Origin of the sequence: Anaeromyxobacter sp. Red801 (assembly GCF_049201065.2) — a bacterium.
Lineage (GTDB): Bacteria > Myxococcota > Myxococcia > Myxococcales > Anaeromyxobacteraceae > Anaeromyxobacter.
Map to the genome: position 1 here is coordinate 1,743,165 of NZ_CM181236.1, position 24,262 is coordinate 1,767,426.

Annotated in this window: 21 protein-coding genes; 10 read left to right on the forward strand and 11 right to left on the reverse strand. The window is 74.6% G+C overall.

The window, feature by feature from the left end:
• Positions 1-68: 68 nt before the first annotated feature.
• Positions 69-1,847, forward strand: a complete 1,779-nt coding sequence (locus ACOQFB_RS07910) for a PEGA domain-containing protein (protein WP_494492525.1) — start codon at positions 69-71, stop codon at positions 1,845-1,847.
• Between the two features lie 9 nt (positions 1,848-1,856).
• On the opposite strand, the gene ACOQFB_RS07915 is transcribed toward ACOQFB_RS07910, so the two are convergent.
• The 3 genes from ACOQFB_RS07915 to ACOQFB_RS07925 all read right to left on the reverse strand — a co-directional run bounded on the left by ACOQFB_RS07915 (position 1,857) and on the right by ACOQFB_RS07925 (position 5,521).
• Positions 1,857-2,348 carry an FKBP-type peptidyl-prolyl cis-trans isomerase gene (locus ACOQFB_RS07915; protein WP_059437813.1) on the reverse strand — a complete coding sequence of 164 codons (492 nt, stop codon included), beginning with the start codon at positions 2,346-2,348 and terminating at the stop codon, positions 1,857-1,859.
• Positions 2,349-2,458: 110 nt separating this feature from the next.
• Complete coding sequence (locus ACOQFB_RS07920; protein WP_059437812.1) at positions 2,459-4,744, reverse strand: glutamine amidotransferase; 2,286 nt, start codon at positions 4,742-4,744, stop codon at positions 2,459-2,461.
• A 6-nt stretch (positions 4,745-4,750) separates the two neighbouring features.
• On the reverse strand, positions 4,751-5,521 hold the full coding sequence (locus tag ACOQFB_RS07925; protein WP_421610242.1) for a DUF4159 domain-containing protein: 771 nt from the start codon (positions 5,519-5,521) through the stop codon (positions 4,751-4,753).
• Between the two features lie 132 nt (positions 5,522-5,653).
• Between ACOQFB_RS07925 and ACOQFB_RS07930 the strand changes: the two genes are divergently transcribed.
• Complete coding sequence (locus ACOQFB_RS07930; RefSeq protein ID WP_059437810.1) at positions 5,654-5,911, forward strand: hypothetical protein; 258 nt, start codon at positions 5,654-5,656, stop codon at positions 5,909-5,911.
• Positions 5,908-6,570, forward strand: a complete 663-nt coding sequence (locus ACOQFB_RS07935) for a hypothetical protein (RefSeq protein ID WP_421610241.1) — start codon at positions 5,908-5,910, stop codon at positions 6,568-6,570. The genes ACOQFB_RS07930 and ACOQFB_RS07935 overlap by 4 nt, the downstream gene beginning before the upstream one ends.
• A gap of 10 nt (positions 6,571-6,580) precedes the next feature.
• Here ACOQFB_RS07935 and ACOQFB_RS07940 read toward each other — a convergent pair whose 3' ends face one another.
• On the reverse strand, positions 6,581-7,549 hold the full coding sequence (locus ACOQFB_RS07940; protein ID WP_059437808.1) for a sigma-70 family RNA polymerase sigma factor: 969 nt from the start codon (positions 7,547-7,549) through the stop codon (positions 6,581-6,583).
• 207 nt (positions 7,550-7,756) lie between these two features.
• Here ACOQFB_RS07940 and ACOQFB_RS07945 point away from each other — a divergent pair, with 207 nt between their 5' ends.
• Both ACOQFB_RS07945 and ACOQFB_RS07950 read left to right on the forward strand, forming a co-directional pair.
• Positions 7,757-9,652 carry a DEAD/DEAH box helicase gene (locus ACOQFB_RS07945; protein WP_421610240.1) on the forward strand — a complete coding sequence of 632 codons (1,896 nt, stop codon included), beginning with the start codon at positions 7,757-7,759 and terminating at the stop codon, positions 9,650-9,652.
• Positions 9,653-9,728: 76 nt separating this feature from the next.
• Positions 9,729-11,048: a PAS domain S-box protein gene (locus ACOQFB_RS07950; RefSeq protein ID WP_421610239.1), complete on the forward strand. Its 1,320-nt coding sequence runs from the start codon at positions 9,729-9,731 to the stop codon at positions 11,046-11,048.
• Here the strand turns inward: ACOQFB_RS07950 and ACOQFB_RS07955 are convergent.
• The 6 genes from ACOQFB_RS07955 to ruvX all read right to left on the reverse strand — a co-directional run bounded on the left by ACOQFB_RS07955 (position 11,045) and on the right by ruvX (position 18,757).
• Positions 11,045-12,367, reverse strand: a complete 1,323-nt coding sequence (locus tag ACOQFB_RS07955) for a M23 family metallopeptidase (RefSeq protein WP_059437805.1) — start codon at positions 12,365-12,367, stop codon at positions 11,045-11,047. The two genes, ACOQFB_RS07950 and ACOQFB_RS07955, sit on opposite strands and share 4 nt — an antisense overlap.
• Positions 12,368-12,427: 60 nt before the next feature.
• On the reverse strand, positions 12,428-13,927 hold the full coding sequence (locus ACOQFB_RS07960) for a SpoVR family protein (protein WP_421610238.1): 1,500 nt from the start codon (positions 13,925-13,927) through the stop codon (positions 12,428-12,430).
• Positions 13,928-13,933: 6 nt separating this feature from the next.
• Positions 13,934-15,040 carry a DUF444 family protein gene (locus ACOQFB_RS07965; protein ID WP_059437803.1) on the reverse strand — a complete coding sequence of 369 codons (1,107 nt, stop codon included), beginning with the start codon at positions 15,038-15,040 and terminating at the stop codon, positions 13,934-13,936.
• 24 nt (positions 15,041-15,064) lie between these two features.
• A complete protein-coding gene (locus ACOQFB_RS07970) occupies positions 15,065-17,137 on the reverse strand; it encodes a PrkA family serine protein kinase (protein ID WP_059437802.1) in 2,073 nt (690 codons plus the stop codon).
• Between the two features lie 178 nt (positions 17,138-17,315).
• Positions 17,316-18,347: an endolytic transglycosylase MltG gene (mltG, locus tag ACOQFB_RS07975; protein WP_059437801.1), complete on the reverse strand. Its 1,032-nt coding sequence runs from the start codon at positions 18,345-18,347 to the stop codon at positions 17,316-17,318.
• Positions 18,344-18,757: a Holliday junction resolvase RuvX gene (ruvX, locus tag ACOQFB_RS07980; RefSeq protein ID WP_059437800.1), complete on the reverse strand. Its 414-nt coding sequence runs from the start codon at positions 18,755-18,757 to the stop codon at positions 18,344-18,346. Before ruvX ends, mltG begins: the two co-directional genes overlap by 4 nt.
• A gap of 189 nt (positions 18,758-18,946) precedes the next feature.
• Between ruvX and ACOQFB_RS07985 the strand changes: the two genes are divergently transcribed.
• The 5 genes from ACOQFB_RS07985 (at position 18,947) to ACOQFB_RS08005 (ending at position 22,130) form a co-directional block, all read left to right on the forward strand.
• Positions 18,947-19,837 carry a hypothetical protein gene (locus tag ACOQFB_RS07985; protein ID WP_059437799.1) on the forward strand — a complete coding sequence of 297 codons (891 nt, stop codon included), beginning with the start codon at positions 18,947-18,949 and terminating at the stop codon, positions 19,835-19,837.
• Positions 19,838-19,845: 8 nt separating this feature from the next.
• The gene (locus ACOQFB_RS07990; protein ID WP_059437798.1) at positions 19,846-20,271 is read left to right on the forward strand and encodes a tetratricopeptide repeat protein; all 426 of its coding nucleotides are present in this window, start codon (positions 19,846-19,848) and stop codon (positions 20,269-20,271) included.
• A gap of 176 nt (positions 20,272-20,447) precedes the next feature.
• Positions 20,448-20,648: a cold-shock protein gene (locus ACOQFB_RS07995; protein ID WP_011420292.1), complete on the forward strand. Its 201-nt coding sequence runs from the start codon at positions 20,448-20,450 to the stop codon at positions 20,646-20,648.
• 102 nt (positions 20,649-20,750) lie between these two features.
• On the forward strand, positions 20,751-20,972 hold the full coding sequence (gene infA / locus ACOQFB_RS08000) for a translation initiation factor IF-1 (protein ID WP_059437797.1): 222 nt from the start codon (positions 20,751-20,753) through the stop codon (positions 20,970-20,972).
• Positions 20,973-21,047: 75 nt separating this feature from the next.
• On the forward strand, positions 21,048-22,130 hold the full coding sequence (locus tag ACOQFB_RS08005; RefSeq protein ID WP_421610237.1) for a heparan-alpha-glucosaminide N-acetyltransferase domain-containing protein: 1,083 nt from the start codon (positions 21,048-21,050) through the stop codon (positions 22,128-22,130).
• Between the two features lie 36 nt (positions 22,131-22,166).
• Here ACOQFB_RS08005 and ACOQFB_RS08010 read toward each other — a convergent pair whose 3' ends face one another.
• Complete coding sequence (locus ACOQFB_RS08010; RefSeq protein WP_421610236.1) at positions 22,167-24,134, reverse strand: transglycosylase domain-containing protein; 1,968 nt, start codon at positions 24,132-24,134, stop codon at positions 22,167-22,169.
• Between the last annotated feature and the right edge of the window lie 128 nt (positions 24,135-24,262).

Genomic DNA, 24,262 nt, shown 5'->3' on the forward strand with positions numbered 1-24,262 from the left:
GTAGCCGGGTGGGGCCGCAGCCGCCACCGGGGACGCGCCTTCCGGCGGTCCCTTGCTAATATCCGCGCGTGACCGCGAACGAACGCTTCCAGGTGATCACGCCCCTGCACGACGCCGCCGGCTGGCGGCGCGCCCTCGCGGTGGACCGGCGCGGTGGCGCCCCGCGCGCCGTGGTGCTCGCGTACGCGCCGGCCGCGCTCACCGACGACCCGGCGCGGCTCGCCGCGCTGGTGCGCGACGCCGAGGCCGCCGCGCGGGTGCACCACCCGAACGCCGTCCCGGTCCTCGGGCTGGAGACGCTCGGCGAGGCGCTGGTGGCGGTGGAGGCGCACCGGCGCGGCGCCACGCTGCGCGCGCTGCTGGACGGCGCGGGCCGCCTCCCGCCGGAGCTGGTCCTCCGCGCCGGGCTCGACGCGTGCGCGGCGCTCGCGGCCGTCCACGCGGTGGACGCGGGCGAGGGCCAGCCGCTCGCCCACGGCGCGCTCGCGCCGGAGCGGGTGCTGGTGGCCGACGACGGGTCCTGCCTCGTCTCCGGGCTCGGCACGGGCGGCGCCGGGACCCCGGCCGGCGACCTGCGCGCGCTCGGCGCGCTCCTGCACGAGTGCCTGGCCGGCGAGCCGCCCGCGGCGGCGCCGGCGCCGCTGGAGGGGCCGGGGATCCCGCCGGCGCTCGCCGCGGTGGTGGACCGCGCGCTGGGCGCGGGCGGCCAGGAGCCGTTCCCGTCGGCGGACGCGCTCGGCGAGGCGCTCGCGGGCGCGCTGCCCGCCGCGCCGCCGGAGGCCATGGCGGCGTACCTCGAGGCGATCCTGCCGGCGGGGGAGGGCGAGCGCGGCGAGGTGCTGCGCATGGTGGCCCGCGCGCTCTCGCCGGCGGGCGCGGAGCGCGCCGTGCCGGTGCGGCCCGCGCCGGAGATCACCGCCGAGGTCTCGGCGGAGCTGCTGGCGCCGGCCCCGGCGCGGCGCCCGGCGGCCGTGGCCCAGCCGGCCCCGGCCGCGCCCGTGATCGCCGCCGCGGCGACCTCCGCGCCCGCGGCGGCGCCGGCGGCGCTCGCGGCGCCGGTCAACGCCGCCGTCCCGGCCGGCAACGCGGCGGCCGCGGCCCAGCCCGCGGTCACGCCGGCGCAGCCGCCCGCGCCCGTGTCGCTCGCGCCGCCGCCCGACGCGGCCATCACGTTCGCCGCGCCCGCGCCGCCCCCGCGGTCCGCGCTGCCGGTGGTGCTCGGGATCGCGGTGGCCATGGCCGGGGTCGGGTTCGGGATCGGCTTCGTGCTGTCCCGCTCCCAGCCGCGCCCGACGCCCCCCGCCGGCGCGCCGGTCGCCGCGGCCCCGGCGCCCGCTGCCCCGGCGGCCCCGGCCCCCCGCGCCGCGCCCGCACCCGAGCCCACGGCCGACGCCGCCCCGGCGGCGGCCGCGCCCGCCGCCCCCGAGCCGCGCCGCCCGGCGGCCCCGGCGCCCTCGCTCGCGATCACCGCCGAGCCGGAGGGCGACGTCTACGTGGACGGCAAGCGGGTGGGGCGGAGCCCGGTGACGGTGCCGGTGTCGAGGGGCGACCACCGCGTCCGGCTGCGCAACGCGGCCGAGGGCGTGGACGTGCAGAAGCGCGTCACCGCGCGCGGGCCGGGCACGCCGGTGCGCTTCGCGCTCGGGCGCGGCGTGCTCGCCGTCACCGCGCCGCCGGGCACCGAGGTCCGGGTGGACGGGCGGCACGTCGGCCAGGGGAGCGTGAAGGTCCAGCTCTGGGAGGGGGCCCACCAGGTGGAGGCCCGCCTCGGCGAGGCCCGCGTGCAGGAGCGCTTCGAGCTGCGGCCGAACGAGACCTGGACCTACGCGGTGACGCCGACGCCGTGAGGGCCGGCGTCAGTGCTCGTGCCCGTGGCCCTCGGGGCCATGGGCGTGACCGTGCTCCAGCTCCTCCGCGGTGGCGGCGCGGACGTCCCGCACCTTCACGTCGAAGTGCAGCGTCTTGCCGGCGAGCGGGTGGTTGAGGTCGATCACCACCGACTCCGGCTTCACCTCGCGGATCGCGAACGGCACCGGCTCGCCGTCCGCGCCCTCGGCGGTCAGCTCCATCCCGACCTGCGGGTCGAAGCCGGGCGGGAACGCCTTGCGCGGCACCTCCTGCACGCCGCGCGGATCGTGCTCGCCGTAGCCGTCGGCCGGCGCGACCACCACCGTGCGCGACTCGCCCACGTCCGCGCCCTCGAGCGCCGACTCCAGGCCCGGGACGATCTGCCCCTCGCCGTGGAGGTAGGTGAGCGGCTCGCCGGGCTCGGACTGGTCCACGACCTTCCCGTCCCCGAGGTGCAGCGAGTAATCGAGGCCGACGACGCTGCCCTTCGCGATCTTCATGGGCCCTCCTGAGGCCGTGGAGCTCGGGACGGCGGTGCGCCTCCCTGCGGCCGGTATTTCCCGGCCGGGGCCGCCTGGCAAGGAAATACGACGGTGGGCCCGCCGCCCGCCTACCAGTAGCCCCACCGCCGGCGGAGCACCCACTCGGCCGTCAGCACCGCCGCGAGGCCCGCCAGCGTCCACCAGCGATCCCAGATCGGCACCGCCTTCCGGCGGCCGATCTCGACCACCTCGGGGTCGGCGAGCGCGAGGTCGGGCAGGTCGCCGCCGGGCAGCGCGGAGTACGCGCCGCCGGTCGCCTCGGCCACGGCCTGCAGGAGCTCCGGCCGCGGCGCAGCGTCGGCGTCCTCCGGCCCGGCGCCGCGCACCGCCACCGCGGCGCTGGCCGGGTCGGCGACGCCCTCGGCGCGCGAGACCACCCGGTAGGCGCCCGGGCCGGGCGGCACCAGCTCGATCCGCGCCGTCCCGTCCTCGCCCGCCACCGCCTCGCCGTGCGCCACCGTGCGCCCGTCCTCGGAGACCAGGTCCGCGGAGACCTTCTTCCCGGCCGCGGGGCCCCAGTCCGGCCCGCGCGCGGTGACGGTGAGCCCCACCGGCGCGCCGGGCTCGACCGACGGCGCGTCGGGCTCCACCTGCAGCGGCCCGAGGGACGGATCCCGCACCAGCCAGCGCAGCGCGCCGTTCCAGAAGCGCAGGTAGGCGCGGTTGCCCTGGCCGCCCTCGGCGGCGAGGAAGCCCCAGCGCCAGGTGGCGTCGGTGGCGACCGCGAGCGTGCGCCCCTGGCCCACCTCGCGCACCGCCACCAGCGGCGCCGCGCGGCCGCCCACGCTCACCGCGGGCGCCTCGAGCAGCACCGACGCGCCCGCGCCCGGCGGCAGCGCGCGGGTGAGGTTGACCGCGGTGACCGGCGGCAGGCTCGCCCAGGCGGCCTCGTTCGGCGCCTCGCCCGGCGCGAGCGCCGTGACGGGGTGCCGCTTGCCCTCGGCCGTCAGCCGCGGCCGGAACTCGCCCTCCGCCTCGCTGGTGCCGTCGAGCGGGGCGACCGGGAGCACCTCGGCGAGCGGCGTCTGCCCGTAGCGCCCGTCGCCGAAGCTCTGCTCGCCGCCCACCATGGCGAGCGCGCCGCCGCCGCGCACGTAGTCGCGCAGGTTCGGCAGGTAGCGGTCGATCTCGAGGCCGCGGTAGGGGCCGTAGGCGAAGTCCACGAACAGCACCGCGTCGAAGGTCCGGAGCTGCTCGCCGAAGATCTCCGCCACGGGGAACGGGATGAGCGAGAGGTCCTCCTGCGGCCCGGGCTGGTCGGCGTTGGTCCGCAGGATGAAGAAGCTCACCAGGTCCACGTTGGGATCCTGCTTCAGCAGGCCGCGCAGGAACCGCACGTCCCAGCTCGGCCGGCCCGCCACCATCAGCACGCGGACGCGATCGCGGATGACGCGGAGCACGAACGAGCGCTGGTTGTTCTCGGTGACCGCCTCGCCGGGCAGCACCGGCGCGGCCACGGTGAACACGAAGGTGCCGGTCTGGTCGGGCGCGAAGGAGAGGGGCACCGAGTAGCGCTCCTTCCCCGGCTCGAGCCGCACCGTGGCCTGCGCCACCACCGCGCCCTCGCGCCGGAGCACCACGCGGACGTCCTGGGCCTCGAGGCCGCGCGCGCGCAGCGTCGCCTCGACGGTCACGGTGTTGCGGACGAACGCGAAGTCGTCCACCGCCACGCGCTCCACCGCCAGGTCGCGGGGCGCGCTCCGCCCCACCGCGACCGCGCTCACCGGCACGCCCAGCGCGCGCAGCCGGGCGCGGGTGGCGCCGGAGAGGCCGTCGGCGAGCGCCGCGTTGTCCGCGCCGTCGGACACCACCAGCGCGCCGGCCAGCCGGCGGCTGGACGCGCCCGCGCCCGACGTCACCGCCTCGAGCGCGCCGAGCAGGTCGGTGCGGCCGGCGGCGGGCTCGAGGCCGCGCACCGCCTGCGCCGGGTCCACCGGCGCCACCTCGCCGCCGAAGCCGTACCACTCGAGGTCCACCCGGTCGGCGAGCCGCTCCAGCTCGGCCCGGTGGTCGCGCAGGAACGCGCCGGCCGCGGCCGCGCGCGAGGGCCCGCCCGGCTCGAGCGGGAACGCCATCGAGCGCGACGCGTCCACCAGCACCGCGAACCGGTTGCGCACCCGCGCCGTCTGGAGCAGCTCCAGCGCGGGCTCGGCGAGCAGCGCCAGCGCCAGCACCGCCGCCAGCGCGCGGAGCGCGACGAGCGCGGCCTTGCGTGCGCGCCGCGCCTCGCCGGCGAGGCCGCGCCATGCGAGCGCGATCGAGGCGAGCGCCGCCAGGCCGAGCAGGGCGAGCGCCCAGGCCGGCAGCGGCGTGAGGGCGGTGAGCCGCCAGGCGTTGAAGGTCCCGCCGTCCACCGCCGCCTAGCTCCGCCGCCGGAGGATGAACGGCAGGTGCACCGCGTCGTCCTTGTAGTCGGTGCAGAGCGCGTACATCGCCAGGTTCACGCCGGTGCGGAACGCCGCCTCGCGCTGCGCCTCGCCGCCGGGGGTGCACGGGTACTCCCAGTCGCCCAGCTCGCTCCGCGCCCAGGCGCCGCCCAGGTCGTTCTGCGAGTAGACCACCGCCAGCCGCCCGTCGATGGCCTGCGCCTCCACCCACGGCTTCACCAGCACGCGGCCGCCCTGCCGGTCCAGCAGGTAGAACGTCTTGTGGAGCACGTGCTCGCGCGCCACCGGCTGCAGCGGCGAGGCGGGCAGGACCTGCGCGAGCTCGCGCCGCACCGCCGCGTCGAAGCCGGTCCCGTCCGACGCGTCGGCCGAGTCCACCAGCAGGAACCCGCCGTACATGAGGTGGCGCCGGAGCGCGGCCCGCTCCGCCTCGGAGAACGGGGGCAGCCCGCCGGAGCCGGCCAGGTAGAGCATGGGGTGGCGGTGCAGGCCGGGGCGATCGAGCCGGACCGGCACCGCGTCGGCGGCGGGCTCGATCGAGGTCCGGCGGCCCAGCTCCCAGCCGAGCCGGCGCAGCGCGGTGGGCCGCGGGTTCCAGTTGCCCCCGTGCTGGACGTGGCCGATCTGGAGCATCGCGTCCGGGGTGAGCGCGCGCGCGCCGCGGGGCAGCGCGGCCGCGACGGCCGCGGCGGCGGCGCCCTGCAGGAACCGTCGGCGCGAGATGGGGCGCGGTGGGCGGGGCATCGGGTGGGCCAGCGTCGCCGGCGGCCGGACCGCGCCGCGGGCCCTCACAGTCTAGGCCGGGTCGCGCCGGGAAGCCCGCACAACCCGCGCCGTGGCGGGGCCCGGCGGAGGCCCGTGCTACAGTCCGCCGCCATGTCGCGCAGGGACAGGGGTCGCATCGGCCCGGGCGGGCGGATCGGCGAGCTGCTGGAGGCGGGCGACCACCGGGGCGCCGCCCTCGAGGCGCGGCGCGTGCTGGCGGATCCGGGCGCGGGCGAGCCGGCCCGGCGGGCGGCCGGCGACGCGCTGGCCTCCCTGCGGCCGGACCCGGCCGCGGTGGCGGTCGGGGCCGCCGGCGTGCTCGTCGCCGTCGCGCTGACGCTCTGGACCGTGCTGGGGGCGGGCCGGTGACGCCTGCGGTGGCGGCGGCCGTGCCGGGCGGCCCGGTGGGTGACGCGCTGGCCGGGCTGGTGCGGGTGGCGCTGGCGGCCCGCGCGTTCGGCTGGCCGCTGGGGCTGGCCCTCGTGGTGGTCGGCCTCGCGGCCCTGGCCGCCTCGGACCGGCTGCGGCGCCCCGCCGCGGCGGTGGGGGGCGCCGTGGTCGGTGCGCTGGCCGCGCTGGCGGCCCGGCGGCTCCTCGGCCCCCAGCTCGAGCTCTCCGCGCTCGCCTCGGCCGGGCTGGGCGCGGCGGTGCTGGGCGCGGCCTGCGCGGCGATGCCGCCGCTCTTCCCGGCCGCGGCCGGGGCGCTCGCCGGCGCCCTGGCCGGGGTTCACCTGCCCATCGGCGGACGGGCGGCGGTCGGGGCCGGGCTCGGGGCGCTCGCGGCGGCGCTGCTCGCGCTGGCCGCGTCGCGCGCCGTCGCGGTGGTGCTGTGCGCGCTGGCGGGCGGCCTCGCGCTCGGGGTCGGGCTGCTGGCGGCCGCGGGGACGCGGCCGATCGCCTCGGAGCTGGCGATCCGGCCGTTCGCGCTGCTCGGGTTCGCGGTGGTGGCGGGCGTGGCGGGCGCGGCGTTCCAGCTCGCGCGCGGCGCCGCCGCGGCGCGCCCGCGGCCGGGCGCGCTGCGAGACTAGCGCCGGCGGGTCAGGACTCCGGCGGCCCGAGCAGCTCGAAGTCCGGGATCTCGGCGCGCAGGAACTCGCGCAGCCGGCCGGTCAGCTTGGCCTCGATCTGGCGGGCGCGCTCGCGGGTGAGCCGGAAGTGGTCGCCCACCTCCTGCAGCGTGAGCGGCGGCGTGCCGTCGGGCGGGAGGAGGCGGTGCTCGAAGATGTACCGCTCCTTCTCGTCGGTGAGCGTCCCGGAGAACGCGTCGAGCTTCTCGCGGAAGATCCGCCGGAGCTGCTCGTCGCCGAGCGCCGCGTCGGGCGAGGGGCCGCCGTCGTCGGCCAGCCGGTCGAGGCGGTTCTGGCGCCCGTCGTCGCCCTCGGTGCCGACCGGCGCGTCCAGCGAGAGGTCGTCCGCGGCCATGCGGGCGCTCATCTCCTCCACGTCCTTCTCCTCGACCTGGAGGTTCTTCGCGAGCAGCCGCGGCGTCGGCTCGATCCCGCGCGCGAGCAGCTTCTCGCGCTCCTTGGAGAGGTTGAAGAAGAGCTTGCGCTGCGCCTGGGTGGTCCCGAGCTTCACCAGGCGCCAGTTCTCCATGATGAAGCGGATGATGTACGCGCGGATCCACCACGCCGCGTAGGACGAGAGCTTCACGCCCTTCCACGGGTCGTACTTCTTCACCGCCTGCATCAGCCCCAGGTTGCCCTCCTGGACGAGGTCCAGGAGCTGGAACGCGGTGCGGCGGTACTCGTGGGCGATCTTCACCACGAGTCGCAGGTTGGACGCGACCAGGCGGTAGGCGGCGTCCACGTCGCCGGTCTCGCGGTACTGGACGGCGAGCGCGTGCTCCTCGTCCCGCGAGAGCACCGGGTGGCGCGCCACCTCCGCCATGTACGCGCGGAGCGGGTCGTAGCGGACCAGCCCGCCCTCGGAGCGGTCGCGCGCAGCCCCGGCGGCCGGGAGTGCCGGGCGGCCCTTCGTGGAGCGGTGGCGCGTCTCGTCCGACATGGGGAGTCCGGGCTGCCACGGGAACTGGCGGCCGCGCAAGGGCGTTGTGATATAGGTGTCGCGCCTCGCGCGCAAGGCGCGAGACGACACGTCGGCGCATGGCGGTTTTCGCGGAGCGGCGCGGGCCCCGATCACGCATCGGGGCTGGCGCGGTACCAGGCGAGCCCGCCATGCGTCGCTCCCAACTCCAACGGAGTGAGTGACAGCATGGAAGAAGTCCACGGCGAGGCGCCCTCGGCGGCGCCCTCTGACTACGTCTCCGAGGCCTCGTTCGACGACATGGGGCTCTCGGAGCCGGTGCGGCGCGCGGTCGCGGAGCACGGCTACACGAAGCCGACCCCGGTCCAGTCCGCGACGTTCCGGCCCATCCGCGACGGCAAGGACGTGATCGTCCGGTCCAAGACCGGCACCGGCAAGACCGCCGCGTTCACCATCCCCATCCTCGAGCGCATCCCCGACGGCCGCCGCAAGCCGTCGGCGCTCGTCATGTGCCCGACCCGCGAGCTCGCCATCCAGGTGGCCGAGGAGGTCACCGCGCTGGCGAAGCACCGCGACCTCGGCGTGGTGACGATCTACGGCGGCGCGTCGATGGGCGACCAGCTCGACAAGCTGAAGGCCGGCGCGGAGATCGTGGTCGGCACCCCCGGCCGCATCTACGACCACATCCGCCGCAAGACGCTCCGGCTCGAGGAGGTGATGGTCTGCTGCCTCGACGAGGCCGACGAGATGCTGAACATGGGGTTCTTCGAGGAGGTGACGCGCATCCTCGACCACCTCCCCGCGGACGTGCAGCAGCTGCTCTTCTCCGCCACCGTCCCGGCGGACATCGAGCAGATCATCCACGACTACCTCGGCGACCCGGAGACGATCCTGCTCTCCGGCGACGAGTACAAGGTCGAGAATATCCACAACGTGATGTACCCGACCGTGGACGCGTACCCGAAGCCGCGCAACCTCCTCTACATGATCGGCATGGAGGAGCCGGAGGCGGCGATCATCTTCTGCAACACGCGCAGCGACACCTCGCTCGTCACCGCGGTGCTGAACCGCAACGGCTACGACGCCGAGCTGCTGAACGGCGACCTGCCGCAGAAGGAGCGCGAGCGGGTGATGGCGAAGGTGAAGCGCGGCGAGGTCCGCTTCATGGTCGCGACCGACATCGCGGCCCGCGGCATCGACATCTCCGACCTCTCGCACGTGATCAACTACTCGCTGCCCGAGGACCCGGCGGTGTTCCTGCACCGGGTCGGCCGCACCGGCCGCATCGGGAAGAAGGGCACCAGCCTCTCGCTCGTGTCCGGCGCGGACCTGCACACGCTCACCGCGCTCCAGAAGAAGTACGAGATCGTCTTCGAGAAGAAGGCGCTCCCGACGCCCGAGGAGGCGCGGAAGATCTGGACCGACCGCCACGTCGCGGTGCTGAAGGACGCGATGAGCGCCTCGATCTTCGAGGCCTACATCCCGCTCGCCCAGGAGCTGCGCAACCGGCCCGACGGCGAGTACCTGATCTCCTTCGCGCTCAAGTACTTCTTCACGCACCAGCGCATGGAGAAGGCGCAGGACCGCGAGAAGGCCGAGCACAAGCGCACCGAGCACGAGCGCCGCGTGCAGCCCGAGACCCGCGCGGCCGGCGAGGGCCGGCGCGAGGGCGGGGAGGGGCGGCGCGAAGGCGGCCGGGAGCGCTCGCGCGACCGCGGCCGCGAGCGGGATCGCGGTGAACGCGGCGAACGCGGCCGCCGCGGCGGGCGCGATCGCGATCGCGAGGCCCCGGCCGGCGTCCAGGCGGAGTCCCCCGCGGCGCCGAACGGCGAGGGCACCCCGGCGGTCGAGGTGGCCGCCGAGGGCGGCGCGCCGGCGGCGCCCCAGCGCGCCCGCGTGTTCCTGACGCTCGGCGAGCAGGACGGCGCGGACGAGGCCAGGGTGCGCGAGGCGCTCCGGGCGCTCGCGCCGGAGCTCGAGCCGGTGGGCGTGGAGGTGCGCCGGTCGCACAGCTACGTCGACGTCCCGCCCGCCGCGCTGGAGGCCACCGTGGCCGCCCTCGACGGCAAGGAGTGGAACGGCAAGAAGCTCGCCGCCGAGAAGGCGCGCCGCCGGCGTCGCTGACCCGGAGGCGGCAGGGACGCCACGCGTCCGTGGGGCTTGGGGGTACACCCCGGATCGGTATGATCCGGAGACCCCCATGCCCTTCGCCACCACCCCCGAGCTGCTGCGCGAGCTCGCCACGCTGTACCGACGCATCGCGGAGCTCGAGGCCGGCGCCGGCATGCGCGCAGGCTCCGGCGCGCCGGCGGACGCCGCCCGCGAGGTCGATCACCTCGGCGACGGCCTGCACGCCGCGGTGGCCGAGTTCTCCGACGACGTCATCGGCGTCCTCACCCCCGCCGCCGACATCCTCTACGTCAGCGACGGGATCGAGCGGCTCCTCGGCTACCGCGCCGGCGAGCTCGTCGGCCGCAACGCCTGGGCGTTCGTGGAGCCCGAGGACGTCGCCAGCATGGCGAGCGCGCGATCCACGCCGCTCGACGACGGCGTGCCCATCGAGGTCCGGGCGCGCCACGCCGACGGCTCGGTCCGCTGGCTCGAGTTCGCGGCGCGGGCCTGGCCGCGGGGCGCGCCGCGCCTCATCGTGGCGCGCTGGCGCGACGCCCAGCGCCACCGCCAGCCGTCCGCGGCCGGCTCGGACGAGGCGAGGCGCGCGGCGGAGCTGCGCCGCAGCGCCGCGGTGGCGCGCATCTCCCAGCTCGCGCTCGGGCTCCCCGAGGTGCAGGACGTGCTCGACGCGGCCGCCGCGCTGGCGGCGTCGGCGCTGGGGCTCTCGGCGGGCGCGTTCCTCGAGGTGGCCGACGGCGGGCTGCGCGTGCGCGCGGCCTCGGGCTTCCCCGGCGACGCGCGCGGGCGCGGCGTGCCGAGCGTGATGACGCTGGCGGGGCTGGCGCACGCGAGCGGCGCGCCGGCCCGGGCGCCGGACCTGACCCGGGACGGCCGGCTCGCGGACGCGCTGCTCGCCTCGGCGGGCGCGGGCTGCGCGCTGGCGGTGCCGGTGCGCGGGAGCGGGCGCGCCCACGGCGTCCTGCTGGTGGCCGGCCCGGCGCCCCGCGCGTTCGAGCGCGAGGAGCTGAGCTTCCTGGAGACGGTCGCGAACGTGGTGGCCACCGCGGTGGACGCCCGGGCCGCGGCCGAGGCGCTGCGCGGGCGCGAGCGGCTGGCGCGCGCCGTGTTCGCGAGCGCGCGCGACGGGATGATCATCGTGGACGGGGAGGGGCGCTGCGTGGACGCGAACCCGGCCGCGGAGCGGCTGCTGGGGGCGTCGCTCGACGCGCTGCGCGGGCGCCGGCCGGCGGACGTGCTCCAGACCGCGCTCGACCTGTCCGGCGCCGACGCCGGCCAGGGCGTCGCGACGGTGGCGACGCCCAGCGGCGCGCGCGCGCTGGAGTGGGCGCTCGTGCCCGGGATCCTCCCCGGGCTCTCGCTGGCGGTGCTGCGGGGCCGAATCGGCTAGTTGAGCGCCACCGGCTCGCCGGCCAGGCTGGCCCGCACCGGCGCGATCTTCTCGGCGAAGTCGGCGGCCCACTTCGCGGGGATGGGCGCGTCGCGCGGGATCTGCAGCCGGAGCGGGTTCACGAAGGATCCGCCGCGCTTCACCGCGAAGTGCAGGTGCGGGCCGGTCGAGAGGCCGGTGGAGCCGACGTACCCGATCACCTGCTTCTGCGAGACCGCCTTGCCGGCCGAGACCGCGACGGCGGACAGGTGGCAGTAGACCGACTCCAGGCCGTTGCGGTGCTTCAGCACCACCGCCTTGCCGCAGCCGCCCTTCCAGCCGGCCTCGCGGACCTGGCCGTCGCCGACCGCCCAGACCGGCGTGCCGGTGGGCGCGCCGTAGTCCACGCCCTGGTGGGCGCGGACGTAGCCGAGGAGCGGGTGGTTGCGCATCCCGAAGCCGGAGGTGACGCGCGCGAGCTTGAGCGGCGACTTCAGGAAGCCGCGCCGCGCGCTGTTGCCGTTCTCGTCGTAGTAGCTGGTGTGGCCGTCCGGATCGGTGTAGCGGAACAGCCGCTTGCGGCCGGCCGCCTCGCCCTTGTACTCGGCCGCCAGCACCTCGCCGTAGCGGAGCAGCTTGCCGTCGGCGAGCACCTTCTCGACCACCATGGTCATGGCGTCGCCGGCGCGGACGTCCTGGTAGAAGTCCACGTCCCAGGCCAGCACGTCGGAGGCGAGCACCGCCAGCTCCGGATCCTCGCCGGCGCGCTCCAGCGACGCCCACAGCGAGCCCTCCACCTTCACCGCCACCCGCGCCACCTCGGTGGTTAGCTCGACCGGGCGCTTGCGGGCCTCGAAGGAGCCGTCCTCCTTGCGCTCCACCGTCCACTCGTCCGCCGGGCCCTGCCGGTAGCTGAACCGGTGCAGCTCGCCGTCGTCGTCGCGGCGCTCCACCCGGAGCTGGTCGCCGGGGCGGGCGCGGTGGAACGGGAACAGGCCCTTCAGCGAGGCCACCACCGCGTTCACCTGCGCCATCGGGACGTCGAGCTTCACGAGCGCCTGCGCCAGCGTCTGGTTGCGGGCGAGCCGCACCGTCACCGCCCGGAACCGCTCCGCCGGCGTGGGCTTGTGCGGGGCGAGCGTGGCGGTGGTGGGCGCGGGCACCATGGCCGCGGCCTCGGGCGCCGCGGCGACGGGCGCGGCCGGCGTGCCGGGCACGGTGCGGAGGCCGCCGGCGGCGCCGGCGAGCGCGACGATCAGGATGGCGAGGAAGCCGGCGCCGGCGAGGAGCACGGGGAGGCGGCGGCGGCGAGGGGCGTCGTCGAAGCGAGGTACTTGCATCGGCGCGGGAATCTAGCAGGCGAGGAAAGGAACCGGAAGCTCCGAGTCGACCACCTCGGCCTACAGGTCGGCACGCCGGTCCGAGTGCTCCTTGCCGTCGAACCGGAAGATGGTGCCCCGGCCCTCCACCTTCGTGTGGAGGTTGACCGGCCTGCGCCACAGGGACTGCACGTGGCGGAGGGTGTCGCGGGCGTAGTCGAGCTTCAGGTCCACCCCGTCGTGCTTGTGCACCAGGTAGAGCTCGCCCCGGTTCTCCCAGTTGCCGTCCTCGACGGCGATGAGCGGCTGCCCGAAGTTGGTGAGCATGTGGAGGAGCTTCTCCTTCACCTTGCGGAACTCGCGCTCCATGATCTCCCACCGCTGGTGCTTCTCGTTGTAGCCGAAGGTGAAGAGCCGCTGCTGGATGCAGAACTCCAGGCTGAGGAACTCGTCGATGAAGGTGACGTCGTTGTAGTGCTTGCGCACCTCGAAGATCTTCTCGCGCCCCACCCCGAGCTGCTTGTCCCAGTGCTTGCGCGCCACGAAGGAGTCGCACTCGTCGTACTCCTTCCCGAAGCGCCCCTTGTTCCAGCGGTCCTCGATGTCCCGCCACAGCTCCACCCCGAGCTTGTAGGGGTTGAGCTGGCCGGGGTGGGTGGCGAGCGTGCCGGAGTGGTGGTCGGCGTAGTCGATGACCTCGGAGGCGTCGAGCGCCTTCTCGGTCATGATCTTGGAGTGCCAGTAGGTGGCCCACCCCTCGTTCATGATCTTGGTCTGGCCCTGCGGCGCGAAGTAGTAGGCCTCCTCGCGGATGATCGAGAGCACGTCGTGCTCCCAGCGCTCCAGCGGCGCGTGCTCGAGGAGGAACAGCAGCACGTCGCGCTCGGGCCGCTCCGGGAACTTCTTCTTGCGCGCGGCCTCCTCGTCCAGCTTGCGCTGCTGCTCCTGCATGAACTCGCGCGGGTTGATGTACTCGCGCATGTACTCGCGCTCGGTCTTGAACCCCTGCGCCACCTGGCGCTCCGCGCCCTCGCCCTCGACGCCGGGCCGGTCGGGCCGCCGCTTCACGTACGGTGACTGGTAGTCGATCAGGTTCTCGATGGAGAGGCAGCGGTCGATGAAGTCCTCGACCAGCTCGACCCCGAGCTTGTCCTGGTAGCGGCGCACGCGGGTGGCGTGGTTCGCCATCTGGTCCATCATCTTCCGGTTGGTGTGCCGGAACATGAAGTTGTTCTTGAAGAAGTCCACGTGCCCGAAGACGTGGGCCATCACCAGCTTCTGGTCCACGTCCATGTTGGACTCGAGCAGGTACGCGTACGAGGGGTCGTTGTTGATGACCATCTCGTAGATCTTCGAGAGCCCGTACTCGTAGCCCTTCGACAGCCGCTCGTAGTCCATCCCGAAGCGCCAGTGCGGGTAGCGGTTCGGGAAGCCGCCGTACGCGGCCACCATGTTGATCTCGTCGAACCCGAGCACCTCGAAGACGGTGTCGAAGAAGTCGAGCCCGTAGGCGCGCGCGTACCCCTCCACGCGGATGCGGATGTCGTGCAGGTGCGAGGGGAGCTGGGTGTGCTTGTCCATGCGCGCCTACTTCCCGGTGCCGAGGAACGTCTTGATGGAGGCGTAGATGGCGTCCTTGTCGGCGATCTCGGAGAGCGCCACGTTCTCGCGCGGGCCGACGGACTCCTTCAGGTCCTTGATGAACTGGCCGGAGCCGTACGGGCTCTCGACCTGGCCGTAGCAGAACAGGTTCACCGCCGGGAGGATGCGTTTCTGCAGCAGCTCCACGCACAGGCGGGTGTCGTCGGCGCTCCAGTTGTCGCCGTCGGAGAAGTGGAACGGGTACACGTTCCAGGAGGTGGGCGCGTACTCGGTCTCGATCATCTCGAGCGCGAGCTTGTAGGCGGACGAGATCATGGTCCCGCCCGACTCGCGCGTGTGGAAGAACGTGTCGCGGTCCACCTCGCGCGCCACCGCGTCGTGGATGATGTAGCGGCTCTCCAGGCCCTTGTAGTGCTTCCGCAGCCAGGTATCGATCCAGAAGGACTCGATGCGGACGATCTCCTTCTGCTCGTCGCCCATCGAGCCCGAGACGTCCATCATGTAGATGACGACCGCGTTGGTCTCGGGGAGCGGCACCTGCTTCCAGGTGCGGTAGCGGCGGTCCTCGCGCACCGGGACGATCACCGGGCGGCGCCAGTTGTACGAGCCGCTCGCGATCTGGCGCCGCAGCGCCTGCTTGTAGGTGCGCTTGAAGTGGCGCAGCGACTCCGGGCCGCTCGGCGCGACCCCGGTGTACTTGAGGCGCGTGGCGATGATGCGGTCCTTGCCGCGCGGCTCGATGCGGGGGAGGGCGAGCTCCTCGCCGAGGATGTCGGCCAGCTCGTCGAGCGGGACGTCCACCTCGAGGAGGTGCTGCCCCTCGCCCTGGCCGGCCTGCCCGCTCCCGGCCTGCCCGTCGCCGGGCGAGAGCGGATCGCCCGGCTCGCCCTCTCCCTGGCCGACGCCGCCCTGCGAGCGCTCGCCGAAGCGGAAGTGCGGGATGTCGATGGTCGGGATCGGGATGGTGATGAAGTCCTTCCCCTTCTTCCCGACCATCTCTCCCTTCTGGACGTACTTCTTGAGGTTGCTCTTGATCCGGCCGCGCACGATGTCGCGGAAGCGGGCGTGGTCCTGCTTGATCTTCAGGGACATGGTCGGCGGCCCGTCCCTTGGCCGCTAGTCCTTCGCGTCGCCGCGCGCGAAGATCGAGGCGACGAAGTTGAGGACGTCGGTCGAGCACACCTCGCAGTAGCCGTAGTTCTTGATGAGCCGCTGCTTCACCACGTCGATCTTCTCCTGCGTCTCCCGGTCCACCACCGAGGCCACCAGGTTCTTCAGCTTGATCGAGTCCTTCTGGTCCTCGAACAGCTTCAGCTCGAGCGCCTTGTGCAGCCGCTCGTTGGTCCGGTAGTTGAACGTCTTCCCCTCGATGGCGAGCGCGCCGATGTAGTTCATGATCTCGCGGCGGAAGTCGTCCTTCCGGCTCTCCGCGATGTCGATCTTCTCCTCGATCGACCGCATCAGCCGCTCGTCGGGCTCCTCGTACTGGCCGGTGTACTTGTTGCGGACCTTCTCGCGCTGCGTGTACGCCTTGATGTTGTCGATGTAGTTCGCGCAGAGCTTGGTGATCGCGTCCTCGTCCGCGCTGATGGCGCGCTGGACCTCGTTCTTCACCACGTCCTCGTACTCGCGCTTCACGTCGGTGAGCAGCTCGCGGAAGCGCTTGCGCTGCTCCTCCGAGGAGATGAGCGAGTGCTGCCGCAGCCCGGCCTCCAGCTCGTTCAGCACCATGAACGGGTTCACGCACCCGTCGCCCTTGTCCGAGACCAGCGCGTTCGAGATCTTGTCCTGCACGTAGCGGGGGCTGATGCCCTCCATGCCCTCGCGCATCGCCTCCTTGCGCAGCTCCTTGATGTTGTCCTCGGTGAAGTTCGGCAGCGACTTGCCGTTGTAGAGCTTCAGCTTCTGGACCAGCGTGAGGTTGTGCTTCTTCGGCTCCTCGAGCCGGGTGAGCACGCCCCACATCGCGGCCATCTCCAGCGTGTGCGGCGCGATGTGCTTCCCGCGGATCTTGTGGCTGTTGTAGTCGCGCTCGTAGATCTTCACCTCCTCGTCGAGGCGGGAGATGTACGGGATGTCGATCTTGACCGTGCGGTCCCGGAGCGCCTCCATGAACTCGTTCGACTGGAGCTTCTTGTACTCGGGCTCGTTGGTGTGCCCGACGATGACCTCGTCGATGTCGGTCTGCGGGAACTTCTTCGGCTTGATCTTGTGCTCCTGCGTGGCGCCGAGCAGGTCGTAGAGGAAGGCCACGTCGAGCTTCAGGATCTCCACGAACTCGATGATGCCGCGGTTCGCGATGTTGAACTCGCCGTCGAAGTTGAACGCGCGCGGGTCGGAGTCGGAGCCGTACTCGGCGATCTTCCGGTAGTTGATGTCGCCGGTGAGCTCGGTCGAGTCCTGGTTCTTCTCGTCCTTCGGCTGGAACGTGCCGATGCCGACGCGGTCCTTCTCGGAGAGGATGAGCCGGCGCACGCGCACGTGCTGCATCACCTTCTCCCAGTCGCCCTTGTACTCCGTCATCAGGTCCTTGAAGACGAAGCGGCAGGCCGGGCACAGGTCGCCGGTGTCCGGGATGGCGTAGCCGCCCTCGGGCGCCGCCAGCTCGGCGATCACCTTGCCGCGCCACTCGTGCGGAACGAGGTGCAGCGGCTCCTCGTGCATGGGGCAGGGCATGACCTCGCGGCGCTTCTGGCCGTCGAGGTTGGTGCGCTCGATGTCCCACGCGAACGTGTAGAGCGCGCCCTCCGCGGTCTTGGAGTACGCCTCGAGCCCCTTCTTGAGCAGGCGCGCGATGGTGGACTTGGACGAGCCCACCGGGCCGTGCAGCAGGATGACGCGCTTCTCGGTGCCGTAGCCCTGCGCCGCGCTCTTGAACACGTTCACGAGCTTCATGAGCGCGATGTCGAGCCCGTAGATCGCGTCCTTCCCGCCGAAGTCCGGGTCGGTGAAGAAGTTGTACCGGATGAGCTTCTTCTTGTTGTCGATGTACTCGGTCTTCCCGTGCGACAGGATCATGTCGTAGACGCGCTGGAAGGCCGTGCGGGTGACCTTGGGGTTCTGCCGCACGATCCCGAGGTAGTCCTCGAACGAACCCTCCCAGTGCTGCTCCGAGTACCCCTGCCGGTCCTGCAGGGCCGCGATCCGGTTCACCCAACCCGTCGTCGTCATTTCCCGAGGCTCGCGCATCTCGCTCCTCTGTATCTGGGCTCGGCGCACGCGCGCCGACCCAAGGAGCATAAGGAGCGGAGGAGCGGGCTGCAGACCGCGGGCCCGCCGGCGGGCGCACGCCCAATTGGGCCTGCGAGCAGGCGACGGGGCGGGTCCCCCCGTGCGCGGCACCGGCCGGCGGAGGGCGGCGCGCCGATCAGCGGGCGCGGCGGAAGAACTCGACCTGCCACGCGCGCACGGCGGCGTTGTGGCAGGCGAGCGTCGGGCAGAACACGTGGGTGCCGTCGTTGCGCGACACGAAGTAGAGGTCGGAGCAGGTGGCCGGCGCGAGCGCCGCCTGCAGCGCCGCGGCGCCCGCGTTCGCGATCGGCCCGGGCGGCAGCCCCGCCGTCGTGTACGTGTTGTAGGGGTGGGTCGCCAGCAGGTCGGCCTTGGTGATGTTCTTCGACCAGCGGCCGGTGCGCAGCAGGGTGGCGTACATGACCGTCGGGTCGGTCCCGAGCCGCATCCCGAGCCGCAGCCGGTTGTGGAACACGCAGGCGATGCGGGCGCGCTCCGCCGGCTGCCCGGTCTCCTTCTCGACGATCGAGGCGAGCGTCGCGGCCTCGCCCATGCTCAGCGTCACGCCCGGCCTCCGGGCGGCGTCGGCGCGCGCGTACTCCTCCTTGAACCGCTCCACCATCTCCTCGGCGATGGTGCGGGCGGAGACGCCGCGCGCGAACGTGTAGGTGTCCGGGAAGAGGAAGCCCTCCAGGTTGGCGTAGGGGAGCCCGAGCGCGCGCGCGGTGCCGGGATCGTGCGCCACCGCGGCGAAGTCCTCGGCGCGCGCGAGGCCGCTGCGCCCGACGATCTCCGCGATCTCGTCCATGCGCAGGCCCTCGGGCACGGTGAAGCGGTAGAGCTTCACCTGGCCCTGGTAGACCTTCTCCAGCACCTGGTCCGGGGTGAGCGGGCCGGAGAACGCGTACTCGCCCGCGCGGAGCCGGCGCGCGTCGCGCTTCACCCACCGGAAATAGCGCCAGGCCCGCGTCTCGTCGGAGAGCACGCCCGACTGGGCCAGCGAGCGGATCACCGCGCGCGCCGGCGCGCCGCTCGGCACCACCACCGTCTTCTCCTCGGCGCTGCCGTACGCCGTCGCCCGGAACGACTGCAGGTCGCGCCAGGCGAGCGCCGCCCAGGCGGCCGCCGCCAGCGCGAGGAGCACGAGCAGGGTGACGAGCTTCCTCATGGCGCCCTCCGGTCCAGCCAGCCCTGCAGGATGACCGCCGCGGCCTCGGCGTCCACCTGGCCGCGCTGCTCGCGGGCCGAGAGGCCGCGCGCGCGCAGGCGGGACTCCGCCTCGAAGGAGGAGAGCCGCTCGTCGAACAGCTCGACCGGCACGCCGAGCGCCGCCTCCAGGCGCGGCGCGAAACCCCGGGCCAGGCGCGCCGACGGGCCCTCGGTGCCGTCCATGTTGAGCGGGAGCCCCACCACTGCGCGCGTGACCTCGTAGTCGCGGGCCACCTCGGCGATGGCGGCCAGGTCCTCGGCCTCCCCGCGCCGGACCACCGTGGTGACGGCGCGGGCGGTCCGCAGGATCTCGTCGGCCACGGCGAGGCCGATCCGGACCCGCCCCAGGTCGACGCCGAGCGTGCGCATGGCGCGGCAATCTAGGCGCCGTCCGCGCCCGGGTCAAACGGTCCGCGCCCCGTCCCGGCGGGCTCCGCCGCGGCCTCTCGCCCCGCGCAACCGCGCGGGATCCGGGCGCCCGGGGCTGGCACGCGGCGCGCTCGTGGGAGCGGCGGGCGCCGCGAGGCGCACCGCCCACCCCATCCGAAAGGAACCCAGATGATCCCCTCCGTCCGCACCGGCGCCGCGCTGCTCTCGCAGGGCGCCGCGCTCGCCACCGATCTCGCCCAGGTCGCCGCTCCGCGCACCGCCGGGGCCGCCACCACCGCCGGCGTGGGGAAGGGCGGCGCCGTGATCGCCGCCGCGGCGGCCGCGCTCCCCTCGGCGAAGAAGGCGTCGGCCAGGAAGACGCGGCGGAGCTCCGGGACGGGCTACGCCTCCGGCTCGAAGGGGACCTCGAAGTCCGGGGCCGCGAAGAAGCCGTCGTCCTCGCGGTCCACCGGCGCGCTCGCGTTCCTCGACGATCCGAGGCTCTCGATCGAGGAGAAGCTGTTCCGCTTCATGATGTACGTGCAGGACCGCTTCGACCGGGACGTCGAGCAGAAGATGAAGGAGGCGGCGGGGAAGGCCTCCGGCACCGGCGGCTCGTCGGGCGCGAAGAAGAAGAAGGGTGGGCCGTTCGCGAAGCTGGCGGGCGCGCTCAAGACCGCGTTCCCGGCCCTCGGCATGTCGATGGAGCTCCTGAACGACAAGAACGTCCAGGCGCTGGTGAAGACGCTCGGCGGCCCCGCGCTCGCGGCGGGCGCCGCCGCGATGGGCTTCCCGGGGCTCGCGCCGGTGCTCGCCAAGGCCGGCCCGCAGCTCGCGGGCGTGGCGTTCGACCTGGCCGCGGCGTTCAAGGAGGCGCCGGCGAGCGGCTCGACGGGCGGCTCCAGCACCGGCGGCTCCGGCAGCACCGGCTCGGCGGACTCGCCGGAGATCGACCGCAAGAAGATGATGGAGCTGCAGTACGCGATGGAGAAGCAGAAGGAGATGTTCACCCTCGTCTCCAACGTCCTCCGCTCGCTGCACGACATGAAGATGTCGGCGGTGCACAACATCCGCTCCTGAGGCCCGCCATGGACGACGCGATCGAGACGGCGGCCGAGGGGCGCACGCCCACGCTGGCCGAGGTGCAGGGGATGACCCAGGAGCTGGGCGACGCCATCGCCGCGCTGGCGGAGGCGGAGCTGGAGGCGGGCCGGGTGGAGACCGCCCGGGCCATCCTGGAGGGGCTGGTGGTGACGAACCACGAGGACGCGGCGGCCTGGGCGCTGCTGGCCTCCGCGCACCGGCGGCTGGGCCAGCCGCTCGCGGCCCGGTTCTGCGCCGAGGTGGCCGTGCGGCTCGCCCCGGCCGATCCGTGGATCCGGCTGGCCCGGGCGGAGGCCTTGCTGGCCGATCCGGGCGGCCGGGACGAGGCGCGCGGCGAGCTCGCGGCGCTGGTCGCCGACGGAGAGGTCGGAGGCCGTGCGCGCGCGCTCCGCGCCGCGCTCGGAGAGTGAAGGTGCGCGCGCGTGGCGGACCCAACAAGTCCACTTTTTCCGCACGGTTGGGGCACCACGTCCCCTTGACGGTCCCTGTAGGTTTCGGGGATATTTCGCGGCCGAGTCGAGGGTCCGTGCCCCACGACTCCGCGGGCCGGCGGTCGGCCCGGGACACACGAAGGAAGCGTGAAGCGATGGCACTTGGTACCGTGAAGTGGTTCAACGACGCGAAGGGCTACGGTTTCATCTCCCAGGAGGGCGGGGAGGACGTCTTCGTTCACCACACGGCCATTCAGATGGATGGCTTCCGCACCCTGAAGGAGGGGGAGCGGGTGGAGTTCGACGTCACCCAGGGCCCGAAGGGGCTTCAGGCGGCGAACGTCCGCCGTCCGTAGAGCATCCGGTCCGCTGGGTGACGAGCGGCCTCGGGTGACCGAGGCCGCTCGCGCTTATGAACCGGGCCCGCGGGAGCCCGGGCGCGTGCTGAGAGAGGTCCGATGAGCGAGAAGGAAGCCGGCATCGAGGTCCAGGGCACCGTCGAGGAGGCGCTCGCCGGTGGCATGTACCGGGTCAAGGTGGACCAGGGCCCCGTCGTCCTCGCGTACGCGTCGGGCAAGATGAAGAAGTTCCACATCCGCATCATCCCCGGCGACCGCGTGAAGCTCGAGCTGTCGCCCTACGACCTCACGCGCGGCCGCATCACCTACCGCGACAAGTGACCGCCGGGCCGCCCCGGCCGACCGCACCGCCTCCGGCGCCCCCCGCACCCCCCCCCCGGCCCCGGCGCCGCCCCCGTGACCCCCCCCCGACGCAAGCTATGGCTCGACTGGCAGCGCGGCCTCGCCGTCCTGTTCATGGTCGAGGTGCACGTGCTCGACGCCTGGCTCGCGCCCGCCGCGGCGCACGGCCACGGCTTCGGCGCGCTGCGCATGCTGGGCGGCCTCGCCGCGCCGGGCTTCCTCTACATGGCGGGCCTCTCGCAGTCGCTCGGCGACGCCGCGCTGGAGCGCAAGGGCGTCGCGCCGGCCGCGCGCCGGTCGGCCGCGCTGCGCCGGGCGCTGTGGCTGCTCGGCGTCGCCTACGGCTTCCGCGCGGTGGAGTACCTGCTCGGCTACGCGCCCGCGCTCTGGCACGGCTGGTGGGACTCGGCCTGGGCCGGCCTCGGCGACGTGCTGAAGGTGGACATCCTCAACGTCATCGCCGTCGGCCTGGGGCTGTCGGCGCTGCTCACCATCGGCGTGCCGCGCCGGCTCGGGCCCGCGCTCGCGGCGCTGGCGGCGGTCGCGGTGGTGCTCGCCACGCCGGGCGTGGCGGGGACGGCGCACGCGCCCAGCCGGCTGCTCGACTACGTCTACATCGCGTCGGCGGACCTGGGCCGGCGCGGGAACTTCCACCTGTTCAACTGGGTTGCCTTCCTGCTCGCCGGCGCCGCCCTCGCGCCCCTGGCGCGCGGCCCGGACCGCCCGCTCCTGTGGCTCGCGCTCGGGGCGGCGCTCCTCGGCGCGGGGCTCGCGCTCGACGTGCGCGCGCCGCTGCGCGGCGACGCGTTCTGGCGCGCCTCGCCGGCCTGGTTCGCGATGCGGCTCGGCGCGTGCGTGGCGCTCACCGGGCTCACCCAGCTCATCCCGCTCGCGGCGGAGCGGGCGCTGCGCTGGCTCACGGTGCTCGGGCGGCAGTCGCTCGTCGGGTACATCGCCTCGGTCGAGCTGACCTACGGCGGCCTGGCGCGGCCGCTGCGCGGCCGGCTCTCGTTCCCGGCGACGATCGCCGGGATCGTCGCGATGGTGGGCGTCACCTGGGCGATCTCGATCGGCTGGGAGCGGCTGCAGGCGCGGCGCCGCGCCCGCCCGCGGCCCGCCGCGCCCGCGACCGCCTAGCGCCCGGGCAGCGCCGCCGCGCCGCCGCGGTCGCCGCTACGGCGCCGGCGCCGCGCCCGGCCCGAGGGCGGCGCCGGGGCGCGCGAACGCGAGCGGCTCCACCAGGGCGGCGTCGAGCGCGTCCGGGTCGAGCACCTGCTGCGCGGCCATCTTGAGCAGCAGCTCGTCCACGCGCTGGTCCCAGGCCTCGGTCGGCGCGCCGCGCGCCCACATGAAGTGGAAGCGGACCGGGTTCGGGATCACGGTCGCGAGGAACGCGGCCTGGCGCGGGGTGAGCTCGGCGGCGGGCACGCCGAACCAGTGGCGCGCGGCGGGGCCGATGCCCCACAGCCCCGGGCCCCACTCGGCCACGTTCAGGTAGATCTCGAGGAGCCGCGCCTTGGGCACGGTCGCCTCGAGCGCCACCGTGAGCGCCGCCTCGCGCACCTTGCGCGCCAGCGTCTTCTCGCGGGAGAGGTACAGGTTCTTCGCGAGCTGCTGCGAGATGGTCGATCCGCCGCGCACCAGCCGGCCGCGCTCGGCGGCGGCGGCGAAGGCGTTGCGCAGCTCCTCGAACTCGAAGCCGGAGTGGCCGTAGAAGCCGGCGTCCTCGCTCGCGGTCACCGCGCGGATCACGTGCTGCGGCAGGCTGGCGAGCGGGACGAAGTCGGGGTTGCGCGGGCCCACCAGGATCTCGGGCGGCGTGCCGCGCTCGACCTCGGGCCGGTGCACGAACGGCGCGCGCAGCGCCACCGGCGGCGCGCGCCGGGCCGCCTCGCGCATGCGCGCCAGGTCCAGCCCGGCGTCCAGCGTCCAGGCGGCCGGCGCGAGCAGCGGGCCGGCCAGGTCGAGGTGGGCGTCGAGCGTGCCGGCGGGCCGCGGCGCCTCCGGCGGCAGCCCCAGGGCCGGCGGCAGCGCGGCGACGGCCGCGGCGAAGTCGAGCTTCTCGAGCCGCACCGAGAGCTCGAAGGGGAGGCCGGGGCCGAGCCGGGCCCCGCCGGACACGGCGGCGGGGATGGCGCCGAAGAGCACCACGCGCCCCCCGGAGAGCGACACGCGCCGCTCCGCGCCCTGCCAGGCGACGTCGCCCTCGGCGGTGGCGGAGATCGGCCCGAGCGGCTCGGCGCCGATCCGCTCGCCGGCCACCGTGGCCCCCTCCACCGCGAGCACGGCGCGCCCGCCGAGGCGGGACAGATCCGGCGCCGCGTCCAGCGTCGCGTCGAGCGAGAGCGTGCCGTCGCGCAGCGACACCGCCTCCGCGCCCAGCGCCTCGGGGATCGCGGCGGGCCCGAGGTGGCGCACGCCCAGGGTGACGCGCCAGCCGGAGGGCTCCCGCCGCGCGTCCACCGCGGCCGTCGCGCCGCCGGGCAGGCGCAGGTCGGCGCGGAGGCGCTCCTCGCCGTCGCCGCGGTCGCGCGCGAGCCGGGCGTCGAGCGGTCCCAGCTCCACGTACCGGCCGTGGAGCGCGAAGGCCACCACCAGGTCTCGCACCTGCACCGACGGCCACGGGGCCTCGTCCGCGTCCTGCGGCGGCTCGGGGGCGGCGGGGGACGGGGCGCGCGCCGGCGCGGCGGCGCGGCGGGAAGGGGAGCCCCGCAGGCGCTCGCCGAGCTCCAGCAGCGATCGCCCGGAGCGGCCCGCCTCCACGCGCACCCCGGTCATCCGCACCGAGGCGAGCTCGGCGCGGCCGGCCAGCAGCGCGAGGAGCCGCGGCCGGGCCTCGACCCGCTCGACGCGCAGCACCGGCGGAGCCCCCGGCCGCGCGCCGGCGATGACGAGCGGGCCGAACGAGACGCGGAGCAGCGGCGAGACGTGGACGTCGGGGCCGAGGGTGACGTCGCCCACCGACGCGCGCAGGCCGGCGAGGATCCGGCGGCGGAGCGCGGCCTCCGCGGCGGGGCGCGACAGCGCCACCAGCGCCACCCCGTACAGGCACGCGAGCGCCAGCGCGCCCCAGGCCGCGGCGCGCCAGAGGGGGCGCAGCGCCAGGCGGGGGCGGGAGGGGGTGGGCGACGGGGAAGCCATGGAATCGCGCGCTCTTTACCGGGCGGGTCGCAGGGGGTCAACCGGTTCCCCGGCCGGCCCGTGGACGCGCACTCGAGGGGATGAAACCGCCGTCCTGGCTGTTAACATCCCGGCGAATGGCGTTCCTG